Origin of the sequence: Pseudomonas sp. 22515, assembly GCF_052044625.1 — a bacterium.
Lineage (GTDB): Bacteria > Pseudomonadota > Gammaproteobacteria > Pseudomonadales > Pseudomonadaceae > Aquipseudomonas > Aquipseudomonas alloputida.
Window position 1 is genome coordinate 56,967 of the sequence record NZ_JBQENN010000013.1, and the last position, 22,135, is coordinate 79,101.

23 protein-coding genes and 1 riboswitch are annotated in these 22,135 nt (G+C 64.2%); of the genes, 19 read left to right on the forward strand and 4 right to left on the reverse strand.

All coding sequences use genetic code 11. From position 1 onward, the window contains the following. The first annotated feature begins 38 nt into the window (after positions 1-38). The 5 genes from mazG (at position 39) to ACTJJN_RS14000 (ending at position 5,868) form a co-directional block, all read left to right on the forward strand. Positions 39-872 (forward strand): nucleoside triphosphate pyrophosphohydrolase, encoded by an 834-nt coding sequence (gene mazG, locus ACTJJN_RS13980; protein ID WP_003252422.1) that lies wholly within the window; start codon positions 39-41, stop codon positions 870-872. A gap of 26 nt (positions 873-898) precedes the next feature. Beyond that, a complete protein-coding gene (locus ACTJJN_RS13985) occupies positions 899-1,438 on the forward strand; it encodes a DUF2058 domain-containing protein (protein ID WP_003252424.1) in 540 nt (179 codons plus the stop codon). A 338-nt stretch (positions 1,439-1,776) separates the two neighbouring features. Next, positions 1,777-3,117 (forward strand): hypothetical protein, encoded by a 1,341-nt coding sequence (locus tag ACTJJN_RS13990; protein WP_012053459.1) that lies wholly within the window; start codon positions 1,777-1,779, stop codon positions 3,115-3,117. 4 nt (positions 3,118-3,121) lie between these two features. Further along, positions 3,122-3,613 carry a hypothetical protein gene (locus tag ACTJJN_RS13995; protein WP_003252427.1) on the forward strand — a complete coding sequence of 164 codons (492 nt, stop codon included), beginning with the start codon at positions 3,122-3,124 and terminating at the stop codon, positions 3,611-3,613. Next, positions 3,610-5,868, forward strand: a complete 2,259-nt coding sequence (locus ACTJJN_RS14000; RefSeq protein ID WP_088513571.1) for a GMC oxidoreductase — start codon at positions 3,610-3,612, stop codon at positions 5,866-5,868. The genes ACTJJN_RS13995 and ACTJJN_RS14000 overlap by 4 nt, the downstream gene beginning before the upstream one ends. A 100-nt stretch (positions 5,869-5,968) precedes the next feature. Here the strand turns inward: ACTJJN_RS14000 and ACTJJN_RS14005 are convergent, their stop codons facing one another. The 4 genes from ACTJJN_RS14005 to purM form a co-directional block, all read right to left on the reverse strand. After that, positions 5,969-6,151: a hypothetical protein gene (locus tag ACTJJN_RS14005; protein ID WP_003252431.1), complete on the reverse strand. Its 183-nt coding sequence runs from the start codon at positions 6,149-6,151 to the stop codon at positions 5,969-5,971. A gap of 200 nt (positions 6,152-6,351) precedes the next feature. Further along, positions 6,352-7,062, reverse strand: coding sequence for a DUF3108 domain-containing protein (locus tag ACTJJN_RS14010; protein ID WP_014754254.1), 711 nt, complete (start codon positions 7,060-7,062; stop codon positions 6,352-6,354). A gap of 8 nt (positions 7,063-7,070) precedes the next feature. After that, positions 7,071-7,724 (reverse strand): phosphoribosylglycinamide formyltransferase, encoded by a 654-nt coding sequence (gene purN, locus ACTJJN_RS14015; RefSeq protein WP_014754253.1) that lies wholly within the window; start codon positions 7,722-7,724, stop codon positions 7,071-7,073. Next, complete coding sequence (gene purM / locus ACTJJN_RS14020; RefSeq protein ID WP_003252437.1) at positions 7,724-8,782, reverse strand: phosphoribosylformylglycinamidine cyclo-ligase; 1,059 nt, start codon at positions 8,780-8,782, stop codon at positions 7,724-7,726. The genes purN and purM overlap by 1 nt, the downstream gene beginning before the upstream one ends. A 320-nt stretch (positions 8,783-9,102) precedes the next feature. Between purM and ACTJJN_RS14025 the strand changes: the two genes are divergently transcribed. The 14 genes from ACTJJN_RS14025 (at position 9,103) to ACTJJN_RS14090 (ending at position 22,134) form a co-directional block, all read left to right on the forward strand. Continuing rightward, a complete protein-coding gene (locus ACTJJN_RS14025; RefSeq protein WP_088513572.1) occupies positions 9,103-10,170 on the forward strand; it encodes a DUF2066 domain-containing protein in 1,068 nt (355 codons plus the stop codon). A 12-nt stretch (positions 10,171-10,182) separates the two neighbouring features. After that, positions 10,183-11,256 (forward strand): AI-2E family transporter, encoded by a 1,074-nt coding sequence (locus ACTJJN_RS14030; protein WP_003252442.1) that lies wholly within the window; start codon positions 10,183-10,185, stop codon positions 11,254-11,256. Between the two features lie 239 nt (positions 11,257-11,495). Beyond that, positions 11,496-12,203 carry a DnaA regulatory inactivator Hda gene (gene hda, locus ACTJJN_RS14035; protein ID WP_003252443.1) on the forward strand — a complete coding sequence of 236 codons (708 nt, stop codon included), beginning with the start codon at positions 11,496-11,498 and terminating at the stop codon, positions 12,201-12,203. Between the two features lie 127 nt (positions 12,204-12,330). Then, entirely contained in the window at positions 12,331-12,969 is a 639-nt protein-coding gene (locus ACTJJN_RS14040) for a C40 family peptidase (protein ID WP_003252444.1), read from the forward strand. 139 nt (positions 12,970-13,108) lie between these two features. Then, on the forward strand, positions 13,109-13,642 hold the full coding sequence (locus ACTJJN_RS14045) for a C40 family peptidase (RefSeq protein ID WP_003252446.1): 534 nt from the start codon (positions 13,109-13,111) through the stop codon (positions 13,640-13,642). A 121-nt stretch (positions 13,643-13,763) separates the two neighbouring features. Beyond that, a riboswitch (cobalamin riboswitch) is annotated at positions 13,764-13,984 on the forward strand. A gap of 120 nt (positions 13,985-14,104) precedes the next feature. Beyond that, positions 14,105-14,716, forward strand: coding sequence for a cob(I)yrinic acid a,c-diamide adenosyltransferase (gene cobO, locus ACTJJN_RS14050; RefSeq protein WP_003252448.1), 612 nt, complete (start codon positions 14,105-14,107; stop codon positions 14,714-14,716). Further along, complete coding sequence (locus ACTJJN_RS14055) at positions 14,713-16,008, forward strand: cobyrinate a,c-diamide synthase (protein WP_440781345.1); 1,296 nt, start codon at positions 14,713-14,715, stop codon at positions 16,006-16,008. The genes cobO and ACTJJN_RS14055 overlap by 4 nt, the downstream gene beginning before the upstream one ends. Further along, positions 16,005-16,655 (forward strand): 5,6-dimethylbenzimidazole synthase, encoded by a 651-nt coding sequence (gene bluB / locus ACTJJN_RS14060; RefSeq protein WP_003252453.1) that lies wholly within the window; start codon positions 16,005-16,007, stop codon positions 16,653-16,655. Before ACTJJN_RS14055 ends, bluB begins: the two co-directional genes overlap by 4 nt. Then, on the forward strand, positions 16,652-17,560 hold the full coding sequence (gene cbiB, locus ACTJJN_RS14065) for an adenosylcobinamide-phosphate synthase CbiB (RefSeq protein WP_088513573.1): 909 nt from the start codon (positions 16,652-16,654) through the stop codon (positions 17,558-17,560). The genes bluB and cbiB overlap by 4 nt, the downstream gene beginning before the upstream one ends. Further along, a complete protein-coding gene (gene cobD / locus ACTJJN_RS14070; protein WP_012053450.1) occupies positions 17,553-18,545 on the forward strand; it encodes a threonine-phosphate decarboxylase CobD in 993 nt (330 codons plus the stop codon). Before cbiB ends, cobD begins: the two co-directional genes overlap by 8 nt. Then, positions 18,542-19,996, forward strand: a complete 1,455-nt coding sequence (locus tag ACTJJN_RS14075) for a cobyric acid synthase (RefSeq protein WP_440781346.1) — start codon at positions 18,542-18,544, stop codon at positions 19,994-19,996. The genes cobD and ACTJJN_RS14075 overlap by 4 nt, the downstream gene beginning before the upstream one ends. A gap of 1 nt (position 19,997) precedes the next feature. Continuing rightward, entirely contained in the window at positions 19,998-20,519 is a 522-nt protein-coding gene (gene cobU, locus ACTJJN_RS14080; protein WP_003252463.1) for a bifunctional adenosylcobinamide kinase/adenosylcobinamide-phosphate guanylyltransferase, read from the forward strand. After that, positions 20,516-21,571, forward strand: a complete 1,056-nt coding sequence (gene cobT / locus ACTJJN_RS14085) for a nicotinate-nucleotide--dimethylbenzimidazole phosphoribosyltransferase (protein WP_012053448.1) — start codon at positions 20,516-20,518, stop codon at positions 21,569-21,571. Before cobU ends, cobT begins: the two co-directional genes overlap by 4 nt. Beyond that, positions 21,568-22,134 (forward strand): histidine phosphatase family protein, encoded by a 567-nt coding sequence (locus ACTJJN_RS14090; RefSeq protein WP_012053447.1) that lies wholly within the window; start codon positions 21,568-21,570, stop codon positions 22,132-22,134. The genes cobT and ACTJJN_RS14090 overlap by 4 nt, the downstream gene beginning before the upstream one ends. Position 22,135 lies beyond the last annotated feature (1 nt).

The window sequence follows — 22,135 nt, forward strand, 5'->3', positions numbered from 1 at the left end:
AAGCCCGCGAAGAAGCCACCACCGAAGGACCTGCCTGTATGACCTACACCCTTGACGACCTGCTGCATCTCATGGCCCGCCTGCGCGACCCGCAGTACGGCTGCCCGTGGGACCTGAAGCAGAACTACGCCAGCATCGTCCCACACACTATCGAAGAGGCCTACGAGGTCGCTGACACCATTGAGCGCGGCGATTTCGAGCACTTGCAAGGCGAGCTGGGCGACTTGCTGTTCCAGGTGGTCTACTACAGCCAGCTGGCCCGCGAAGAAGGGCGTTTCGAGTTCGATGGCGTGGTTGACAGCATCACCCGCAAACTCATCCGCCGCCACCCGCACGTATTCCCCACTGGCGAGCTGTACGCGCCGGTGGACACGCCCAGCCTGAGCGAAGCCCAGGTCAAGTCGCGCTGGGAAGAAATCAAGGCCGAAGAGCGCGCGGAGAAGAGCCAGCCCGAACAGCTGTCGCTGCTTGATGACGTGCCGGCAACCTTGCCGGCGCTGTCGCGGGCAGCCAAACTGCAAAAACGTGCGGCCACGGTCGGTTTCGACTGGCCGGCGGCGTTGCCGGTGCTGGACAAGGTCCGCGAAGAGCTGGATGAAGTGCTGCAGGCCATGGCCGACGGCGACGCCGATGCGCTGGAAGATGAAGTCGGCGACTTGCTGTTTGCTGCGGTCAACCTGGCCCGTCACCTCAAGCAAGACCCAGAGCATGCGCTGCGCCGCGCCAATCGCAAGTTCGAACGACGTTTCCGTTTTATCGAACAGGCATTGCGCGACAGTGGCCGCCCCATTGAAGATTGTGACCTTGACGAGCTGGATGCCCTTTGGGGGGAAGCCAAACGTCAGGAAAAGAACCTGCCCAGCTGCGGCTGAGCTGTTGCATAAGTGAGTGAATATTCATGAGCCTTTCCCTTCGCGACCAATTGCTCAAAGCCGGTCTGGTCAACCAGAAACAGGTCTCGCAGACCAACAAAGCTGAAAAGAAACAGAAGCGCATGGAGCACAAAGGCCAGGTCGAAGTCGACGACAGCCAGCAGCGCATGGCCAAGGAAGCCATGGCTGAAAAAGCCCGGCGTGACCAGGAACTGAACCGCCAGCAGCAGGAAAAGGCCGAGCAGAAGGCCCGTGCCGCGCAGGTCAAGCAACTGATCGAGGCCACTCGCCTGCCCAAACTGAGCACCGAGGATTACTACAACTTCGTCGACGACAAGAAGGTCAAGCGCATTGCCGTCAACGCCCTGATGCGCACCAAGCTGAGCAACGGCGCGCTGGCCGTGGTAGCCCATGCCGGTGGTTACGAGGTTATCCCCCGTGAGGCCGCCTTGAAGATCCAGGAGCGCGACCCTGGCCGTATTCTGCTGCTCAACAGCCATGTCGAGGAAACGGACGAAGACGACCCGTACGCGGCTTACAAGATCCCTGATGATCTGATGTGGTAAGCACGAAAACCTCGCCTTGGCGTTAATGCGGTTCATTCAAGATCGCAGGGTCGCTCTGCGGCCCTTTCGCTGCACACGGTCGCTCCCGCGGCCATCGTGACACGCGCGTTCTCAAGAGGGCGCTGGCCTTTTGACCCGAAAGGGTTCGCCGCTCACTGAACCGGCGCGGTTAGTCACTTGCACTATCGTCTTGGTTCCCTCCGTTCGTCGGACATTTCTTAGGGTTCCGGCACAACGGCTAGCCTCCAGCTTAGCGTCAGGGATAGCGCTGAACATTCGGTCCAGGAAGGGCCACTACGCCTCGTCGTCCCGACGCTTTATCTGCTGAGGAGACGACAATGAAAATAACCCTGAAACGGTTGGCGTGCCTGGGTGCGAGCTTCACCAGTGCGTTCGCCATGGCCGATGCGGCCAGCCCGCCGGTGCTGTCACCTGCGATTCCCTTCGATGTCACCGCCAATCCCCCCTTCACCCTGGACAACCTGCAACACGATTTCGACGTGCTGTCGTGGCAAACCTTCGTCGCCCTGAACTGGCCCGCCAACGCCGACGGCAGTGCCAACACCTCGGCGAAGATCGGCGCGCCCGGCAAGACGGTGTGGGAATCGTGGAAAGAAAGCTACGAGATCTTCCTGCCCAAGGGGCAGAAGCCCGTCGCCTGGGACCAGCAGGCGCCAGTGCCCGCGGCCTGCCAAGGCAAGGGTGACCTGCCGGTGCTGCAACAGATGGGCAAGGTCGCCGGCGTGCTCGATGAGTTCATCCAGCCATTCAAGACTGGCCCGCTGGTCGACCAAAGCGGCACCTACACGCGCAACGCGATCATGGTCAACCAGCCAATGTTCGATGACATCGTCAACAATGGCCTGTACAGCAAGGAAGGCCAGCAAGCGTTCCTGAGCAAGGCCGACAACCGCATCGCTTTCGCCTGCGGTTCGCAAAAGGCCCAGCAGGTCGGCGCGATCATGGTCAAGTCGGCCTGGAAAGTGCTCGATGGCAGCGACAACCCGCAGGAGTTCCACGCCGTCGACGCGCTGGTCTACACCCCCGGCAACGCCGACCCGAACAAGGGGGCGGTGATCCCCGAATCGTGCAATGCGCAGAAGGTCGGGCTGGTAGGCCTGCACATCGTGCACAAGACCGAGGGCGCACCGCAGTGGGTATGGTCGACGTTCGAGCACGTGCGCAACGTGCCGGAAAAGACCACGCCAATGAACGAGCGCAAAGGGCCCTACCTGTTCTACGACGCCCAGGCCAGCAACCGCCCGGTGAACGAGCCACCCGCGCAACCGTGGGACCCGTCGAAGAAGGCCATCCCCTCGCAGATCGTGCGTGACATTCCCATCACCGCCGCCACCCAACAGCTCAACGCGCAGTGGCAAGGCGCGCTCAAGGGCACGGTGTGGGCCAACTACCACCTGATCAGCACCCAGTGGCCCACCGACCCGGCCGATGACTGCCAGGTGCCGTCGCCGACCAACCCGCTAGGTACGCCTGCGCCGAACTTCCTGGCCAACGCCACCCTGGAGACCTACAACCAGGGCACCACCCCGCAGGCCTCGTCCAGCTGCATGGAGTGCCACAACAACGCGACCACCCGCGTGACCCAGTCGCCACGCACCAGCTTCGCCGATTTCACTTTCCTGCTTGAACGTGCCCAATCCACCGGCGCCAAGGAGTGATGCCATGAGCGACCAGAACCTGCAAAACTTCATCGGCTTGTCCGCCGTACTCACTGGCCTGTCGGCCAAGCTGCTGGCGCCTTCCGTCGACCCGATCAACCTGCCGCCGGTGTTCTTCGCCACCGCCCAGCAAGGCATGGGCCTTGAGGCGTTCAGCAGCCTGCTGGAGCTGTACGCCAGCATCCAGAGCCAGCCGCCCGCGCAAATCGCCAGTGCCGTGCTCGCTAACGCGAACCCGCAAATCGCCCAGGGCGCCCGCTCGATCATGAAGCTGTGGCTGCTCGGCAGTTGGTACCAACCCTACGACCTGGGCAACGCCCGCACGGGTGACACGCGGGTGGTCTCCGACCAGGCCTACAAGGAGAGCTGGGCATGGAAGATCGCCCAATCTCACCCCATGGGCTACAGCCAGTTCCACTTCGGATACTGGGGTGAGCAGCCACCGACCCTCAAGCAATTCACCGGTGTCGACGCCAAGGAAGGGCAGCAGCCATGAGCAATGTACAAACCCAGAACATCGAAACTGCCGATGTGATCGTAGTGGGCGCCGGCATGGCCGGCAGTGTCATGGCCTACCAGTTGGGCCTGGCCGGGTTGAAAGTGCTGGTGCTCGAATCGGGCCCGGCCATTCCGCCCAATCGCAGCGAGTACCTGGAGCGCTTCTACACCGCGGTGCTCAAGGCGCCCGAGTCGCCGTACCCACCTGAGCAGAGCGAGCAGACTCCGGCCACGCAGTTCGCGCCACGGGCGACCATCCAGGACCTGATCACCGCGGGTAGCCAAGACCCGAACAAGGCGCAGAAAAGCTACCTGGTGCAGAAGGGGCCGCACCTGTTCGCCAGCACCTACGAGCGGGTAGGCGGCGGCACCATGTGGCACTGGATGGGCACGGCCCTGCGCCTGTTGCCCAACGACTTTCGCATGCGCACTGCGTACAACGTCGGGGTCGACTGGCCGATCAGTTACGACGACCTGCAGACTGCCTACTGCCGCGCCGAGGAAGAGATGGGCGTGTCCGCCGATGTCGCCTCGCAGACCTACCTGGGCGTGACCTTCCCGCAGGGCTACAAATACAGCATGCATGGCATCCCGCCGTCGCTGGTCGACCAAGGCCTGGGCAAGCACGTCACGGGCACCGTGTACCAGAGCCCGGAGAAGGGGCCCGACGGCAAGCCGTACCCAGGTGTCACCCTCAACGTCCGGCAGACCCCGGCCGGGCGCAACTCGCAGAATGATAACGGCCGTCGGGTGTGTGCTGGCAACACCAGCTGCACGCCGATCTGCCCGATCCAGGCCAAGTACGACGCCACCGTGACCATGGCCAAGGCACTGGATACCGGCAACGTGCGCATCCTCTACCAGACCGTGGCGAGCCAGGTGCAGGTCGATGCCAATGGGGTCACGGGCATCGATTTCATCCAGTACCAGAACAACGGTACGCGCCAGAACGGCACGGCCCAGGGCAAACGCTACGTGATCGCCGCCCACGCGATCGAAACGCCGAAGTTGCTGCTCAACTCCATCGGCCCGAACAGCCCTAAAGGGGTCGCCAACAGCAGCGGCCAGGTCGGCCAGGCGTTGGCTGACCACCCGGTGTACCTGGCCTGGGGCCTGATGCCTGAAGGCAAGCCGCTGTTCCCGTTCCGGGGGCCGTTGTCCACCTCGGGGATTGAGGACATGCGCGATGGCCCGTTCCGCAGCCAGCGTGCCGCCTGGCGTATCGAAATCGGCAACGAGGGCTGGAACTGGTCGGTGAATGACCCCTACACCTCGGTCTGCGATTTCATCGACGGCACCAACCACGGCGGCGCTAACCCCAACAAGCTGGCGTTGTCCGGCCAGGCGCTGGTGCAGCAGCTCAACAGCGTGCTGACCCGCCAGTTCCGTCTGGGCTTCTTGATCGAGCAGGTGGAGAAAGACCCCGATAATGCGCTGTGCCGGGTGGAGAGGAGCACGGAGTTCACCGACGGCTTGGGCCTGCCTCGGCCGCAGATTACCTACGAACTGTCCGACTACACCAAGGAGGGTTTCAAGCAGGCGCGCCTGGCCGCCACGCACATCATCACCGAACTGATGGGCGCGACCGAGCTGACCGACCTGAACCCTAAGCTTGAGCCCGGCTCGCAAACGGTGTTTGAGTACGACGGCCAGAACTACCCGTTCTACGGCGCTGGCCACCTGATGGGCACCTACCGCATGGGCTCGGACCGCACCACGTCGGTGGTGGACAAGGACCAGCGCAGTTGGGACCACCCCAACCTGTTCCTGGTCGGCGACGGCGTGTTCCCCACTACCGGCACCGCCAACCCGACCTTGACCATTACCGCGTTGACGTTCCAGGCCGCCGACGTGGTGGCCAGCGACCTGCTCAAGCGCACTGTGCAGGTGCAGGCCAACCAGGCATGGCAGGGCACGGGCATGCAGGTCAATGGGCAGAGCTGGCAGTTGGCGGTATGCACGGGCGGGCAGTGGACGGCGAACCCGGCCACCGGCATGGTTGGCGCGGCGGGCAACCCAAGGTTGATCGCCAAGCCCGGCTATGCCTTGCCTGGTCAACCGGAAGGGGCGTTGATCGGGCGTATCGGCAACAGCGGTGCGCCGTTCCTGGTCGGCAACCAGGTGCAATTGCCGCGTGGCCAGCAAGGTGAGCTGCAGTTGTGCATCAATGACGACCTGGACGGGCGTTACGGGGCTGGCCTGAGCGATAACCTGGGCAGCCTGTCAGTAGAGGTGCGTTTCGGGGCGGTGTAGGCCCTGACATGGCAACCCCACAATGCTCCGGTAATGCCGCAGTATTGTGGGGTTGCTCACTCAGCCCTGGTGAGTCAGGGGTTCGCCGCAATGGCCAGGGTCATTGCGTGGCGCGCTGGTTTTCCAGGTCTTCAAGCTCAACGCGGTATTGGTGTGCTTCGTGTTCGTTATGGAACATGCCCACCAGTTGACCTTGTTGGTACACATCCCAGATCCGCACGCCAGCGGCCAGGCCTTCGTGGGACATTCTCGATTCGTCGCGTTCGGTTACTTGGACAGTCATCGGTAAACTCCACTTCTTCAAGATGGCTGCGACAGTGTGTCGCACGTCTTCTTTATAGAGTTTGTTAGCAGACTAAGTAAGTAAAACAGGCATGAAACAAGTTTCATGAAGCTCAAAGGGATGCTGCCTGGGTGGGCTTTTTCGCAGCAAAGAAAAGCCCCGCACTGGGCGGGGCTTCAGGTGTTGCAGGCAGTGTGCGATCAGTTGCCCTTCACCGGCTTGCCATCGACCGTGCCATCCTGCAGCACGATCACGTACTCCTTACCATCGGTCTCCACCTGGCGCAGTTGCACCAGCAGGTAGTCCCAGTTCTTGGCGAACCACAGCTCGGTGATGCGCTTGCTCTGGCTTGGATCGCGCACGCGCTCGACCTTCACGGCATCGACCTGGCCGGTCTTGGTGGTGACCTTTTCGGTGCCCAGTACGCGGAAGTCGTAGGTGTCGATCTCGTCGCCGTCCACCACCTGGTAGGTCATGCTCTTCTTGCCTGCGGCCACGTCGTGCTGCAGGGCCAACTGGTAGGAGGACTTGTCCAGTACGCCGCGGTTCAGTGGCAGGCTGACGGCATCGCCACGGTCGCTGCCGGTGATCTTCTTGGTGCTCCAGTCGAAGTTCAGGTCGACCTTCTTGGCCTTGCCCAGGCCGCCACGCTCGAAGTGGTACTTCTGTGGCAGCAGGGTGTCGTTGTCCAGGCGCAGGGTGCTTTGCTCGGTCAAGCTGGCGATCATCATGGAAGCCTTGAAGTTAAGGTCCCAGGTACCGTTGGCATTTTTGACCAGGCTGCGCTCGGCGGTGCCGCTCATGGGCAGTTGCTTCCAGTCGGCGGTGTAGCTGGCCGAGAAGGGCTTCAGATCAGCTGCCTGGAGGGGCAGGGCGAGCACGGCGAGAGCCAAGAGCAGGGCGCGACGCATAAATTCTCCTAGGATCGAATCAAGTGACCGCTGGCCGCCAGTGGCTGGCCGTCCAGTAATGCACCCTGTTCGCCAAGACGCAAGCGCCCTTCAGCGAACCAGCGCACTGCCAGTGGGTAGATCAGGTGTTCCTGATGGTGTACCCGCTGTGCCAGGCTTTCGACGGTGTCATCAGACGCCACCGGTACCACAGCCTGTACGACCAGTGGGCCGCCATCGAGTTCCTCAGTCACGAAGTGTACGCTGCAGCCATGCTCGGCGTCGCCAGCTTCCAATGCCCGGCGATGCGTATGCAGGCCCTTGTACTTGGGCAGCAGCGACGGGTGGATGTTGAGCAGGCGGCCCTGATAGTGGCGCACGAAGCCGCCACTGAGGATGCGCATGAAACCGGCCAGCACGACCAGGTCCGGGGCAAAGCCGTCGATGCGCGCCATCAGCGCGGCATCGAAGGCTTCACGGCCGTCGAACTGGGTGTGGTCGAGCACGACGCTGTCGATGCCGGCCGCTGCGGCACGTTGCAGGCCGTAGGCATCGGCGCGGTTGGAAACCACCGCGCGGATACGCACCGGGCTGTCCTGCCCTTGGCAGCTGTCGATCAGGGCTTGCAGGTTGCTGCCGGAGCCCGACAGCAGTACCACTACATTGCAGGTCTTGCTCGGCATCAGTGTGCCTTGAGGTTCTGCAGCTCGACCTGGGCAGCGCCTTCGGCGGCTTCGGCGATGTGGCCGATGACCCACGGTTGCTCACCGGCGGCGCGCAGTTCGTTCAGGGCGGCTTCGACCTGGTCCTGGGCCACGCAGATGACCATGCCCACGCCGCAGTTCAGTACGCGGTGCATTTCGTGCTCGTCGACGTTGCCCTTTTCCTGCAGGAAGTCGAACACCGCCGGGCGCTGCCAGCTGGCCACGTCAACCACGGCCTGGGCGTTTTTCGGCAGTACGCGCGGGATGTTGTCCAGCAGGCCGCCGCCGGTGATGTGGGCCATGGCCTTGACGGCGCCGGTGTTTTTGATCAGCTGCAGCAGCGGTTTGACGTAGATGCGGGTCGGCGCCATCAGCAGGTCGGTCAGCGGCTTGCCGTCCAGCTGGGTGTTCTCGATATCGGTAGCCGACACTTCGAGGATCTTGCGGATCAGCGAGTAGCCGTTGGAGTGCGGGCCCGAGGACGGCAGGGCGATCAGCGCATCACCGGTGGCAACCTTGGAGCCGTCGATGATTTCGGCCTTTTCCACCACGCCTACGCAGAAACCGGCCAGGTCGTAGTCTTCGCCTTCGTACATGCCAGGCATTTCGGCGGTTTCACCACCGACCAGCGAGCAGCCGGCCAGTTCGCAACCGGCACCGATGCCGGTGACCACGGTGGCGGCCACGTCAACGTTCAGCTTGCCAGTGGCGTAGTAGTCGAGGAAGAACAGCGGCTCGGCGCCGCACACGACCAAGTCGTTGACGCACATGGCGACCAGGTCCTGGCCGATGCTGTCGTGCTTGTTCAGGTTCAGCGCCAGGCGTAGCTTGGTGCCGACGCCGTCGGTGCCGGAGACCAGCACCGGCTGTTTGTAGCCGGCCGGGATCTCGCAGAGGGCGCCGAAGCCGCCCAGGCCACCCATGACTTCAGGGCGTGCGGTGCGTTTTGCCACGCCCTTGATGCGTTCGACCAGTGCTTCGCCGGCGTCGATGTCTACACCGGCGTCCTTGTAGCTCAGGGAGGGTTGCTTGCTCATTGATCCAGGCCTTTAGGAGGGAGGGATTCTTAAAAACGACCATGACGGCCAAGGCCGGCTGATAAGCGGCGGCGGTCTGAAACGTCAGTGGTCTGTGAAGGCGCGCGATTTTATCAGGGTTGCCGGGCAGCGGCCATCCTCAGGCCGACGGGCAGGGCGGTAATTGTTGAAAAAAGCGGGAGGGTGGTTGATGCGGTTGCATGTGTATAAGCTGCAAGCAACGAGCTTGCGGCTGCACGACGATGCAGCCTGGCGCTCGGCCTGCTTTTTCTTGCAGCTTGAAGCTTACGGCTTGAAGCTCGACTGGACAGGAATCCTCCATGCGTTTGTTCAATATTCTGGCAGCTGGTTGCCTGGCCCTGATCTCGGCCACGGCCCTGGCTGAAAATGTCTCCGGCCTTTATCAGGTGCGCGAGCCGGTCACCGGGCCGGGTGCCGAAGCCCGTACCGCAGCCACAGTCAAAGCCCTGGACACGTTGGTGCAGCGTCTGACCGGTGACCCAAAGGCCGTGCAGAGCCCTGCATTGGCCGAGCTGCGCAAGGACCCACAGCAAATCATCAACCAGGTGGGCAGTGAAGCCGGCCCGCCCGAGTCAGTAGTGGTCGAGTTCGACCCAGGTAGCACCGAGCGGGCTTTGCGCAAGGCTGGCCTGGCTTTGTGGGGCAGTAACCGGCCCTCGATACTGGGGTGGTGGTTGAACGACACCATTGAGGGCAGCAGCCTGGTCGGTGATGGCCAGGCCAGTGCCCAACCCCTGCGCCGCGCCGCCCAGCACCGTGGTCTGCCGTTGCGCTTGCCGCTGGCCGACTTGCAGGAGCAACTGGTCGCCAATGCCAAGCAGATCGAAGGCAACGATCCGGCGCCGTTGCGCGACGCTTCCGAGCGCTACGGCGCCGATGCTTTGCTGGCGGTACATGCCCAGGAAGCCGACGGCAAGTGGCAGGGCAAGTGGCAGCTGTGGCTGGGCGACCAGCGTGAGCAGGGCACTGCCGAGGGCGCCGACCAGGCCGCCTTGGCTGACGCGGTGATGATGGCGGTAAGCAGCCGCCTGGCGCCGCGCTACGTTACCCGGCCGGGTGCCAGCAGCCAATTGCAGGTGCAAGTGCAGGGCATGAACCTGCAGCGCTATGCCGAGCTGGCTCGCGTGCTGGAGCCCTATGGCCCACGCTTGCAGGCGGCTGAAGGCACTACCCTGACCTACGGGGTTACGGGTAATCGTGAACAGCTGCGTGCCCAGCTTGGCCTGGCCAAGCTGCAGGAAGTGCCGGTCGAGCAGGCACCGGCGGTGCCGGCCATGCCAGCACCGGCAGTGGACGCCGCAGCTGGGCAGCCCGCGCCTGCGCAGCCAGCCCCCAAGCCGTTCGACGGCTTGCGTTTTCGCTGGTAAGGGGCGCTTACCGTGACTGACATGCGTCGCTGGATCTGGCTGGGCGCTGCACTGCTGATCGCTGTGCTGCTTTATAGCCTGCACAATATTCTTACGCCGTTCCTGGTCGGCATCATGCTGGCCTACCTGGCCGACCCGCTGGTCGATCGTCTCGAGCGCCTGGGGCTTTCGCGTACCTGGGGTGTGGTGGTGGTGTTCGGCCTGTTCACCCTGTTGCTGTTGGCGTTGTTGCTGGTGCTTGTGCCGATGCTGGCCAAGCAGTTGGTGCGCCTGTACGAGTTGGCGCCGCAGATGCTCGACTGGCTTGAGCATGTCGCGCTGCCGTGGGTACAGGGCCGCCTTGGCCTGGCCGATGGTTTCTGGAAGTTCGACAAGATCAAGGCCGCCATCGGCGCGCACATGGGGCAGACCACCGATATCGTCGGCATGCTGCTGTCCCAGGCCACCGCCTCCAGCCTGGCGTTGGTGGGCTGGTTGGCCAACATGGTGCTGATTCCGGTAGTGGGCTTCTATCTACTGCGCGATTGGGACTTGATGATGGGCAAGCTGCGCGGCCTGCTGCCGCGCCAGCGCGAGCCGCAAGTGATGGGCCTGGCAGGTGAATGCCATGAAGTGCTGGGGGCATTCGTGCGCGGGCAACTGATGGTGATGCTGGCCCTGGGCGTCATCTATTCAGCCGGCCTGATGCTGGTGGGGCTTGAACTCGGTCTGCTGATCGGCATGCTTGCAGGCCTTGCGGCCATCGTGCCGTACATGGGCTTCATCATTGGCATTGGTGCCGCGCTGGTGGCCGGCCTGTTCCAGTTCGGTGGCGACCTGTATCCGATGCTGGGCATCGTTGCGGTGTTCATGGTTGGGCAGGCGCTGGAGGGTATGGTGCTGACCCCTCTGCTGGTGGGCGATCGCATCGGCCTGCACCCGGTTGCAGTGATCTTTGCCATCCTCGCCGGGGGTGAACTGTTCGGCTTCACCGGTGTGCTGCTGGCGCTGCCGGTGGCGGCGGTGATCATGGTGCTGCTGCGGCATGTGCATGCCCTGTACAAGGAGTCGGATATGTACGCCGGGAACATCGACCCGGAGCTTTGAACACCCCGTGTTTCGTCTTGAGCTGTTTCGCGCCCGCGAAATTGAGCGCCGCCTCGCGGCGCCCGATCTCGCGGGCGCTGGGCACGGTTTGTCCTGCATCCGTCGTTCGCTTGTGCAGCGCAACTTGTTGATTTTGCTTGCCCTATCTGCAGTCGAGATTGTGCGCCCCGCGTTGCGGGTATAGACTTTGCAGATTGTTCACCAAAGGCCCCCAGCGGTCCCGTCGACCGCCCGCGAGCATGAAACCACCGATCCAGTTGCCCCTGGGTGTGCGCCTGCGCGATGACGCCACCTTCATCAACTACTATCCGGGCGCCAATGCTGCGGCATTGGGTTACGTCGAGCGGCTATGCGAAGCCGACGCCGGCTGGACCGAGAGCCTTATCTACCTGTGGGGCAAGCAGGGTGTTGGCCGTTCCCACCTGCTGCAGGCCGCTACCCATCGCTTCCAGCAACGTGGCGAGCCTGCTGTCTACCTGCCGCTGGCGCAATTGCTCGATCGTGGCGTCGAACTGCTCGACTACCTGGCCCAGTACGAACTGGTGTGCATCGACGATCTGCATGTGATCGCCGGCAAGGCGGATTGGGAAGAGGCCATGTTCCACCTGTTCAACCGCCTGCGCGACAGCGGCCGACGCTTGCTGCTGGCTGCCTCGGCATCACCGCGTGAGCTGCCGATCAAGCTGCCGGACCTGAAGTCGCGGTTGACCCTGGCCCTGGTGTTCCAGATGCGCGGCCTGTCCGACGAAGACAAGCTGCGCGCCTTGCAGCTGCGAGCTTCGCGCCGTGGCCTGCACCTGACCGACGAAGTCGGCCATTTCATCCTCACCCGCGGCGCGCGGAGCATGAGCGCGTTGTTCGACTTGCTCGAGCGCCTCGATCAGGCGTCGCTGCAGGCTCAACGCAAGCTCACCATTCCGTTTCTCAAGGAAACCCTCGGCTGGTAACCCCCTGAAAACCTTGGGCCAGAGCGGTAAAACAAAAAAGTCACATCTTTTTCGATAAAATTTGCAAATGGCCATGATAGAGGGCATAGTTTCACCCTTCTAAAGGATTACAGACACGGTCGTGCCCATGCTGAAGCGCTTCGCACCCCTCGTGCCACTCGCACTCGTGACCCTGCTTTTTGGCTGCGCGGCCCAAGGCCCGGTATCCCAGCCCCAGGATCACACGCCGATCACTGCACAATCGGCAATCAACGCCAAAGCCTCTTCTTCGTCGGTGTTCGGCGAGCCGGAAGAGCTGGCCACCGAAGATGACCTGGCGTCTTTCTCCGGCAGCAAGCCTTACCAATTGCCGGTTCTGGCTGACAGCATTCTCGAGCGCGGCATGTCGTTGATCGGCACCCGCTACCGCTTCGGTGGTACCTCGGAAAAGTCCGGCTTCGACTGCAGTGGCTTCATCGGTTACCTGTTCCGCGAAGAGGCGGGCATGACGCTGCCGCGCTCCACGCGTGAAATGATCAACGTCGATGCCCCGAAAGTGGCCCGCAACAAGCTCAAGCCAGGTGACCTGCTGTTCTTCAGCACCAATGGCCGTGGCCGGGTAAGCCATGCCGGGATCTACCTGGGTGACAACCAGTTCATCCACTCCAGCAGCCGCCGCAGTGGTGGTGTGCGCATCGACAGCCTCGGTGATCGTTACTGGAGCAAGACTTTCATTGAAGCCAAGCGAGCCTTGGCCATGGCGCCGACCAACATCGCGCGCAACTGATATCAAAATGATGTACCCTGCCGCGGCGGTGATGCTTTAAAAAAAGCTCGCCGCCGTGCGCATTTACAGAAAGCGTCTAATCTAAATTCTCAACTCTTTTCGGCTGCAGCGCAGCGGTCTCAGACAGGATGTTCTGGCCATGGTAAAGATGGCGCGCTTCGCATTTTTCTCCTTGGCAGCCTTGCTGGCTGCATGCTCCAGCCGTGCGCCTGCGCCGGCCCCTGTGGTACAGCCGCAGGTTACCTATAGCCAGCCCAGTCCTTCACCGATTGCCGATGACGTACTGATCCGCGCCATTGGTCTGGTTGGCACGCCCTATCGTTGGGGGGGCAATACGCCGGACTCCGGCTTCGACTGCAGCGGCCTGATCAAGTATGTGTACCGTGATGCTGCTGGCATCAGCCTGCCGCGCTCGACGCGAGAGATGATTGTCATGCGCGCACCGACGGTGGATGTCAGTTCGCTGCAGTCTGGTGACCTGGTGTTCTTCGCCACCAGTGGCGGCTCGCAGGTCAGCCATGCCGGCATCTATGTCGGGGACGGGCGCTTCGTGCATGCACCTTCCACCGGTGGCACCGTGCGCCTGGACTACCTGTCGAACAGCTACTGGGCCAAGGCCTACCTGCAGGCCAAGCGGGTGATTCCGCAAGGGCATCTGGCACAGAACCCTTGATATCCATGCCTGTTTAGCGGCCCCTCTAGCTCGGGGCCGATACCGGCTGCCTGGATTCAAGGTGTTTTGCTCACCCGCCAGACCTCCCGCTTCGATTGACGCTCCCGGTGCAACCCTCTAACCTTCGCGGCGTGTTTCAGGTGCCCTGCCAGCCCCGACTGGGCAGGGTGAAACTGGGAAGCCGGTGGGCGCCAGCATGGCGCGATTCCGGCGCTGCCCCCGCAACGGTGGATGAGTAAAAGGCCGCGCAGGGCCACTGGATGCCAGCATCCGGGAAGGCGCGCAGGCCAGGGCCAAGGCCCACTCACAAGCCCGGAGACCGGCCTGATACTGCCAACGGCATCACGGAGGGTGATGCGCGGTGCACCGTGGCGCCCAGCCATGGCCTCTGCGCGTTCTCCGTTTGCCTGCCTATTACCTGTCGCCGCGCATTGCCGTGGTGCCAGCCAGCGGAGAACCCTGATGAGCGATTCCACCGAACGCGACGAACGCCACCTGGCGCGCATGCAGCGCAAGAAGGCGGTCATCGACGAACGCATCGCCAATTCCCCTAACGAATGCGGCCTGCTGCTGGTGCTGACCGGCAATGGCAAGGGCAAGAGCAGTTCGGCCTTCGGCATGCTCGCGCGCGCCTTGGGCCACGGCATGCAATGCGGTGTGGTGCAGTTCATCAAGGGCCGCAACAGCACCGGCGAGGAGCTGTTCTTCCGTCGCTTCCCTGAACAGGTGCGCTACCACGTGATGGGCGAGGGCTTTACCTGGGAAACCCAGGACCGCCAGCGTGACATCGCCGCTGCGCAAGCCGCCTGGGCGGTGTCGCGCCAGTTGCTGCAGGACCCAGGTGTACAGTTCGTGGTGCTGGACGAGCTCAACATCGCCCTCAAACATGGCTACCTCGACCTGGACCAGGTACTGTCCGACATTCAGGCCCGCCCGCCCATGCAGCATGTGATTGTCACTGGCCGCGCTGCGAAGCCTGAGATGATCGAACTGGCCGACACCGTGACCGAAATGGGCATGCTCAAGCACGCCTTCCAGGCCGGTATCCGCGCACAGAAGGGCGTCGAACTGTGAGTCGATCGCGCCACTGCCCCGCCGTGTTGATCGCGGCACCCGCCTCAGGCCAGGGCAAGACTACCGTCACTGCTGCGCTGGCCCGCCTGCACCGCAACCTCGGGCGCAAGGTGCGGGTGTTCAAATGCGGGCCAGACTTTCTTGACCCGATGATTCTCGAGCGGGCCAGTGGCGCGCCGGTGTATCAGCTGGACCTGTGGATGATCGGTGCCGAAGAAAGCCGTCGTCTGCTGTGGGAAGCTGCTGGCGAGGCTGACCTGATCCTCATCGAAGGGGTGATGGGGCTGTTCGACGGCACCCCGTCAAGCGCCGACCTGGCGCGCCACTTTGGCGTGCCGGTGCTGGCGGTGATCGATGGCACAGCCATGGCCCAGACCTTCGGTGCCCTGGCCCTGGGCCTGGCGCGGTACCAGGCCGATCTGCCGTTCGCCGGCGTGCTGGCCAATCGGGTAGGCAGCCTGCGTCATGCGCAACTGCTCGAAGGCAGCCTGACCGAGGGCTTGCGCTGGTATGGCGGCTTGTCCCGCGAACGCGGCATCGAACTGCCCAGCCGCCACCTGGGCCTGGTGCAGGCCAGCGAGTTGAATGACCTGGACACCCGCCTGGACGCCGCCGCCGAAGCGCTGGGCGCCAGTTGCGATGCGGCGTTGCCGCCGCCAGTCAGCTTTGCCGAGCCTGAACCGCAAGCCTGCGTGGCCTCGCTGGCCGGTGTGCGCATTGGCGTGGCGCGGGACGAGGCGTTCGCCTTCACGTATGGCGCTAACCTCGACCTGTTGCGCAACCAGGGTGCCCAGCTGGTGTTCTTCTCGCCGCTGCACGACCACGAACCGCCGGCGGTAGACAGCCTGTATCTGCCGGGTGGTTATCCTGAGCTGCATCACCATGCGCTGGCCGCCAACGCACCGATGTGCGAGGCGATCCGTGCCCACCACGCGCAGGGCAAGCCATTGCTGGCCGAGTGCGGCGGCATGCTTTACCTGCTTGATGCCCTGACTGACGTGGCCGGTGAACGTGCCGAACTGCTCGGCCTGCTGCCGGGTGAGGCGACCATGCAGAAGCGCCTGGCCGCCCTGGCGCTGCAGGCGGTGGAGCTGCCGGAGGGGACCTTGCGCGGTCACACCTATCACCATTCGCTGACCAGCACTGCGCTGGAACCGATTGCCCGGGGCCTGAGCCCCAACGGCGGGCGTGGCAACGAGGCGGTTTATCGTCTGGGCCGGCTGACGGCCTCTTACGTGCACTTCTATTTCCCTTCCTGCCCGGATGCGGCGGCGGCGCTGTTGCGACCATGAATGATCACGCCTATAGCGACGCCGAGCGCGCCGCCATTTACCGGGCCATCGGCGAGCGCCGCGACATGCGCCATTTTGCGGGTGGCCAGGTGGCGCCCGAACTGCTTGGCCGCTTGCTGGCCGCCGCGCATCAGGCGCCCAGTGTCGGGCTTATGCAGCCGTGGCGCTTTATCCGCATCACCCAGCGTGACCTGCGCGGGCGCATCCAGGCCCTGGTGGAGGCGGAGCGGGTACGCACGGCCGAGGCGTTGGGCGAGCGATCCGATGCCTTCATGAAATTGAAGGTGGAGGGCATAAACGATTGTGCCGAGCTGCTGGTGGCGGCCTTGATGGACAACCGCGAGCCACACATCTTCGGCCGCCGCACCCTGCCGGAGATGGACCTGGCCTCGCTGGCCTGTGCCATCCAGAACCTGTGGCTGGCCGCGCGTGGCGAAGGGCTGGGCATGGGCTGGGTATCGCTGTTCGACCCGCAGGCGTTGGCCGCGCTGCTGGGCATGCCCGCCGGGGCCAAGCCGGTGGCGGTACTGTGCCTTGGGCCGGTCGCCGCGTTCTATCCGGTGCCGATGTTGGTGCAGGAAAGCTGGGCCGAAGAGCGGCCTCTGAGTGAAATGCTTTACGAAAACCAATGGGGAGAGCGTCAATGAGCGTGGCCTTGCTGACCGTGGCCGGGGTGGCCCTGGACGCTTTGTTGGGCGAACCACAGCGGCGCCACCCCTTGGTGGCGTTCGGCAACATGGCCGGCAACCTGGAGCGCCGCCTGAATGCGGGTGGGCGCGGCTGGCGCAGCCACGGCGTGAGCGCGTGGTTTCTGGCGGTGGTGCCGCTAACCCTGATGGCGCTGGTCCTTTCGTGGCTGCCGTATATTGGCTGGCTGGTTGACGTGCTGGCGCTTTACTGCGCTGTGGGGCTGCGCAGCCTGGGCGAGCATGTGCTGCCGGTGGCCAACGCCTTGCGCCAGGGCGACCTGGTGGAGGCGCGGCGCCGCGTTGGCTACCTGGTCAGCCGCGAAACGCGCGAACTGGACGAGCCAGCAGTGGCCCGAGCGGCGACCGAGTCGGTGCTGGAGAACGGCAGCGATGCAGTGTTCGCCGCGTTGTTCTGGTTTGTGGTGGCCGGTGCGCCCGGTGTGGTGCTGTACCGCCTGAGCAACACGCTGGATGCCATGTGGGGCTACCGTAACGAACGTTTCGAGCGCTTTGGCTGGTGCGCGGCGCGCATCGACGATGTGCTCAACTATATACCTGCAAGGCTGGTAGCCCTGACTTATGCCCTGTTGGGCAAAACCCGTCTGGCCCTGGCCTGCTGGCGCAAACAGGGCCCGCTGTGGGACAGCCCCAACGCCGGGCCGGTGATGGCTGCCGGCGCCGGCGCGCTGGGCGTCGAGCTTGGTGGCCCGGCGGTGTACCACGGCGAACTGCATGAGCGGCCGCGTCTGGGCGAGGGGCCAGTGGCCGATGCCGATGCCATCGAGCGCGGCTGGCAGCTGGTGCAGCGCGGCGTGTGGCTGTGGCTGCTGATGATTTGCCTGGGGGCCTATATCAATGCTTGAACATGGTGGCCGCCTGTTACGCGCGGTGCAGCAATACGGTATCCCCCGTGAGCAGTGGCTCGACCTGTCCAGCGGCATTGCGCCCTGGCCATTTCCTGTCCCGCCGATTCCCGTCGACGCCTGGGCCCGCCTGCCGGAAACCGAGGACGGCCTGGAGGACGCCGCGCGCGCGTATTACGGCGCCCGCCAGTTGCTGCCGGTAGCCGGCTCCCAGGCCGCTATCCAGGCCTTGCCACTGCTGCGTCGAGCCGCTCGGGTAGGCGTGCTGACGCCGTGCTATGCCGAACACCCCTATGCCTGGCAACGGGCGGGGCATCAACTGCTGGCGCTGGATGAGGCGCAAGTTGAGGCTGCGCTCGACGGTCTCGATGTGCTGGTGCTGGTGAACCCCAACAACCCGACCGGCCAACGGGTGTCGCGCGAACGCCTGCTGGCTTGGCATGCTCGCCTGGCGGCCCGCGGTGGCTGGCTGCTGGTCGACGAAGCATTCATGGACAACACCCCGGCGGACAGCGTGGTGGACTGCGCCGAACGCCCGGGGCTGATCGTGCTGCGCTCGTTTGGCAAGTTCTTCGGCTTGGCCGGCGTGCGCCTGGGCTTCGTTGCCGCCGAACACAGCTTGCTGCTGCGCCTGGCCGAGCTGCTCGGCCCCTGGACCGTCAACGGCCCGACCCGGGTGCTGGCCCAGGCCAGCCTGACCGATCAAACTGCCCAGCGCGCGCAGGCCGAACGCTGTGCTGCTGCCGGCCAGCGGCTTGCGCACGTGTTGCGCAGTGCCGGCCTGGCGCCTAGTGGTGGCTGCGACTTGTTCCAGTACGTGCGTAGCGAGCACGCTGCACGCCTGCATGAATTTCTCGCCCGGCGCGGCATCCTGGTACGGCTGTTCGAACAGCCAGCAGCCGTGCGCCTGGGGCTGCCTGCCTGCACGGCGGACGAACAGCGCCTGGCCCAGGCCCTGGCGGCTTATCAGAAGGAAACGGCATGACGACCCTCATGGTGCAAGGCACCACCTCCGACGCAGGCAAGAGCACACTGGTGACCGCGTTGTGCCGCTGGCTGTTGCGCCAGGGCGTCGCTGTGGTGCCCTTCAAACCCCAGAACATGGCGCTGAACAGCGCGGTGACGGCTGATGGCGGGGAAATCGGCCGTGCCCAGGCGGTGCAGGCCCAGGCCTGCCGGCTACAACCGCACACCGACATGAACCCGGTGCTGCTCAAGCCCAACAGCGATACCGGCGCCCAGGTCATCATCCACGGTCGGGCGGTCACCAGCATGAATGCAGTGGCCTACCACGACTATAAAACCACGGCCATGCAAGCGGTGCTGGCGTCTCACCAACGCCTGAGTGCCGCGTACCCGGTGGTCATGGTCGAGGGTGCGGGGTCGCCGGCAGAGATCAACCTGCGTGCCGGCGATATCGCCAACATGGGCTTTGCCGAAGCGGTGGACTGCCCGGTGATCCTGGTGGCCGACATCAACCGCGGTGGTGTGTTCGCCCATCTGGTGGGCACGCTGGAATTGCTGTCGACCACTGAACAGGCGCGAGTCAAAGGTTTTGTCATCAACCGCTTCCGTGGCGATATCGCCCTGCTGCAGCCAGGGCTGGACTGGCTGGAACAACGCACCGGCAAACCGGTACTGGGCGTACTGCCTTACGTTACCGACCTGCACCTGGAAGCCGAAGACGGTATCGATGTGCGTCAAGGCGTCAAGCACGCGCGCGTGCTCAAGGTGATCGTGCCAGTGCTGCCGCGTATCAGTAACCACACCGATTTCGACCCGCTGCGCCTGCACCCGCAGGTGGACTTGCAGTTCATCGGCCCTGGCCAGCCGATTCCGGCTGCCGACCTCATCATCTTGCCGGGCTCCAAGAGCGTGCGGGGCGACTTGGCACAACTGCGCGAGCGCGGTTGGGACAAGGCCATCGAGCGGCACCTGCGCTATGGTGGCAAGCTGATCGGTATCTGCGGTGGCCTGCAGATGCTGGGGCGGGAAGTGCATGACCCGCTGGGGCTGGAGGGGGCCGCAGGCTCTAGCCAGGGGCTCGGCCTGCTCGACTATGCCACGGTGCTCGAAGCCGAGAAGCAACTGCGCAATGTGGCCGGCACGCTGAGCCTTGAAGCGGCAACGGTAACTGGTTATGAAATTCATGCTGGCGTTACGACGGGGCCTGCGCTGGCGCAACCCGCTGTCCAACTGGCTGATGGCCGCCATGATGGTGCTGTCAGTGCCGATGACCAGATCCTCGCCACCTACCTGCATGGCCTGTTCGAAGGCAGCCAGTCGTGTGCCGCGCTATTGCGCTGGGCCGGGCTGGAGGATGTGCAGGTTATCGACTACGAAGCGTTGCGCGAACACGACATCGAGCGCCTGGCCGATCTGGTGGAGAAGCACCTGGACACCGCGCAGTTGCGCCAACTGTGTGGGGTAGCCTGACATGCGTAACCTGATTCTCGGTGGCGCCCGGTCTGGCAAAAGCCGCCTGGCCGAACAGTTGGCCAGTGCCAGCGGCTTGCCGGTGACCTACATCGCCACCAGCCAGCCGCTGGATGGCGAAATGAACGAACGCGTGTTGCTGCATCGTCAGCGCCGGCCGGATGACTGGGGGTTGATCGAAGAGCCCTTGGCCCTGGCCGCGGTACTGCGCGCCGAAGCGGCCGAAGGGCGCTGCCTGCTGGTGGATTGCCTGACCCTGTGGCTGACCAATTTGTTGATGCTGGAAGATGACCAGCGCCTGGCCGAGGAGCGTGATGCCCTGCTGGCGTGCCTGGAACAGTTACCTGGCACCCTTATCCTGGTCAGTAACGAAACCGGCCTGGGCGTCGTGCCCATGGGCGAGCTGACCCGGCGCTATGTCGACCTGGCCGGCTGGCTGCACCAGGCGGTGGCCGAACGCTGTCAGCGTGTCGTGCTGACCGTGGCCGGCCTGCCCTTAATCCTCAAAGGACCTGCACTATGACCCAAGCCTGGTGGCGTGACGCCTGCCAACCCCTCGACAACGCCGCCATGGACCAGGCCCGCGCCCGTCAGCAGCAACTGACCAAACCTGCAGGCTCGCTCGGCCAACTTGAAGCGCTGGCGATTCAGCTGGCTGGCCTTCAGGGGCTTGAACGACCCACGCTGGATCAGGTTGCCATTACCATTTTTGCCGGCGACCACGGCGTGGTCGAAGAGGGCATCTCGGCCTATCCGCAGGCGGTAACCGGGCAGATGCTATGTAACTTCGTCGGCGGGGGCGCGGCGATCAGTGTGCTGGCGCGGCAGCTGCAGGCCAGCCTGGACGTGGTCGACCTGGGCACCATTGACGCGCAGCTGGAACTGCCCGGCGTGCGCCATCTGCGCCTGGGCACCGGTACTGCCAACTTTGCCCGTCAACCCGCGATGACCGAAAACCAGCTGCAAGCGGCCTTGCAGGCCGGTCGCGACAGTGCCCAGCGCGGCGCCGAACAGGGCGCACAGCTGTTCATCGGTGGCGAGATGGGCATTGGTAACACCACAGCCGCCGCAGCCTTGGCCAGTGTTCTGCTGGGGTGTCCGGCGTCGGAGCTGAGCGGCCCTGGCACCGGTCTGGACAACGCCGGGGTACAGCACAAGGCTGAAGTCATCGAGAGGGCGCTGCGCCTGCATGGCCTGCGTGCTGAAGACCCGTTGCAGGTACTGGGCTGTGTTGGCGGTTTCGAGATCGCGGCGTTGGTCGGTGCCTACATAGGTTGTGCGCAGGCGGGTGTCGCGGTGCTGGTGGATGGCTTTATCTGCAGTGTCGCTGCGCTCGTGGCAGTGCGCCTCAACCCGCAGTGTCGGGCCTGGCTGTTGTTCGCTCATCAGGGCGCTGAACCCGGGCACAAGACCTTGCTTGCTGCACTGCAGGCCGAGCCCCTGCTGGCCTTGGGCTTGCGCCTGGGTGAGGGCAGTGGCGCTGCCTTGGCGGTGCCGCTGTTGCGCCTGGCCTGTGCGCTGCATGGGCAGATGGCGACCTTTGCCGAGGCCGCGGTGGCGGACCGCCCGGCATGATCCTCGACTTGCTGCGCCATGGTGAAACGGAACAAGGCGGCCTGCGTGGCAGCCTTGATGATGCCTTGACCGACAAGGGCTGGGCACAGATGCGCCGCGCGGTGGCCGACGGCGGCCCATGGCAGGTGCTGGTCAGCTCGCCGCTGCAACGTTGTGGGCGTTTTGCCGATGAGCTGGGTGCGCAGTTGAACCTGCCTGTGCAGCGTGAGCCCGCCCTGCAGGAACTGCACTTCGGTGATTGGGAGGGCCAAAGTGCCGCGCAGATCATGGAGCACCAGGCTGATGCACTGGGCCGTTTCTGGGCCGACCCTTACGCCTTCACACCGCCCAATGGCGAGCCGGTCGAGGCGTTTGCCGAACGGGTGCTGGCGGCTGTCGAGCGTTTGCGCCTTCAACATGCCGGCAAGCGCGTGCTGCTGGTCACCCATGGCGGCGTCATGCGGCTGTTACTGGCCTGTGCCCGTGGCTTGCCCAGGGAGCAGTTGCTGCAGGTCGAGGTGGGCCATGGCGCGTTGATGCGGCTGGTGCCAGGTGGCGATGGGCAACTGGTCGAGGCGCCTTGAG

What these genes read in the sequence shown, in the direction of transcription:
- cobU (WP_003252463.1), top strand. Translation starts at nt 19,998, where the DNA reads ATGCGTAACCTGATTCTCGGTGGCGCCCGGTCTGGCAAAAGCCGCCTG.
- ACTJJN_RS14040 (WP_003252444.1), top strand. Translation starts at nt 12,331, where the DNA reads ATGCTGAAGCGCTTCGCACCCCTCGTGCCACTCGCACTCGTGACCCTG.
- ACTJJN_RS14025 (WP_088513572.1), top strand. Translation starts at nt 9,103, where the DNA reads ATGCGTTTGTTCAATATTCTGGCAGCTGGTTGCCTGGCCCTGATCTCG.
- cobD (WP_012053450.1), top strand. Translation starts at nt 17,553, where the DNA reads ATGCTTGAACATGGTGGCCGCCTGTTACGCGCGGTGCAGCAATACGGT.
- ACTJJN_RS13990 (WP_012053459.1), top strand. Translation starts at nt 1,777, where the DNA reads ATGAAAATAACCCTGAAACGGTTGGCGTGCCTGGGTGCGAGCTTCACC.
- ACTJJN_RS14075 (WP_440781346.1), top strand. Translation starts at nt 18,542, where the DNA reads ATGACGACCCTCATGGTGCAAGGCACCACCTCCGACGCAGGCAAGAGC.
- ACTJJN_RS14005 (WP_003252431.1), bottom strand. Translation starts at nt 6,151, where the DNA reads ATGACTGTCCAAGTAACCGAACGCGACGAATCGAGAATGTCCCACGAA.
- hda (WP_003252443.1), top strand. Translation starts at nt 11,496, where the DNA reads ATGAAACCACCGATCCAGTTGCCCCTGGGTGTGCGCCTGCGCGATGAC.
- ACTJJN_RS13995 (WP_003252427.1), top strand. Translation starts at nt 3,122, where the DNA reads ATGAGCGACCAGAACCTGCAAAACTTCATCGGCTTGTCCGCCGTACTC.
- ACTJJN_RS14090 (WP_012053447.1), top strand. Translation starts at nt 21,568, where the DNA reads ATGATCCTCGACTTGCTGCGCCATGGTGAAACGGAACAAGGCGGCCTG.
- ACTJJN_RS14010 (WP_014754254.1), bottom strand. Translation starts at nt 7,062, where the DNA reads ATGCGTCGCGCCCTGCTCTTGGCTCTCGCCGTGCTCGCCCTGCCCCTC.
- ACTJJN_RS14045 (WP_003252446.1), top strand. Translation starts at nt 13,109, where the DNA reads ATGGTAAAGATGGCGCGCTTCGCATTTTTCTCCTTGGCAGCCTTGCTG.
- cbiB (WP_088513573.1), top strand. Translation starts at nt 16,652, where the DNA reads ATGAGCGTGGCCTTGCTGACCGTGGCCGGGGTGGCCCTGGACGCTTTG.
- purN (WP_014754253.1), bottom strand. Translation starts at nt 7,724, where the DNA reads ATGCCGAGCAAGACCTGCAATGTAGTGGTACTGCTGTCGGGCTCCGGC.
- ACTJJN_RS13985 (WP_003252424.1), top strand. Translation starts at nt 899, where the DNA reads ATGAGCCTTTCCCTTCGCGACCAATTGCTCAAAGCCGGTCTGGTCAAC.
- ACTJJN_RS14000 (WP_088513571.1), top strand. Translation starts at nt 3,610, where the DNA reads ATGAGCAATGTACAAACCCAGAACATCGAAACTGCCGATGTGATCGTA.
- cobT (WP_012053448.1), top strand. Translation starts at nt 20,516, where the DNA reads ATGACCCAAGCCTGGTGGCGTGACGCCTGCCAACCCCTCGACAACGCC.
- cobO (WP_003252448.1), top strand. Translation starts at nt 14,105, where the DNA reads ATGAGCGATTCCACCGAACGCGACGAACGCCACCTGGCGCGCATGCAG.
- mazG (WP_003252422.1), top strand. Translation starts at nt 39, where the DNA reads ATGACCTACACCCTTGACGACCTGCTGCATCTCATGGCCCGCCTGCGC.
- purM (WP_003252437.1), bottom strand. Translation starts at nt 8,782, where the DNA reads ATGAGCAAGCAACCCTCCCTGAGCTACAAGGACGCCGGTGTAGACATC.
- bluB (WP_003252453.1), top strand. Translation starts at nt 16,005, where the DNA reads ATGAATGATCACGCCTATAGCGACGCCGAGCGCGCCGCCATTTACCGG.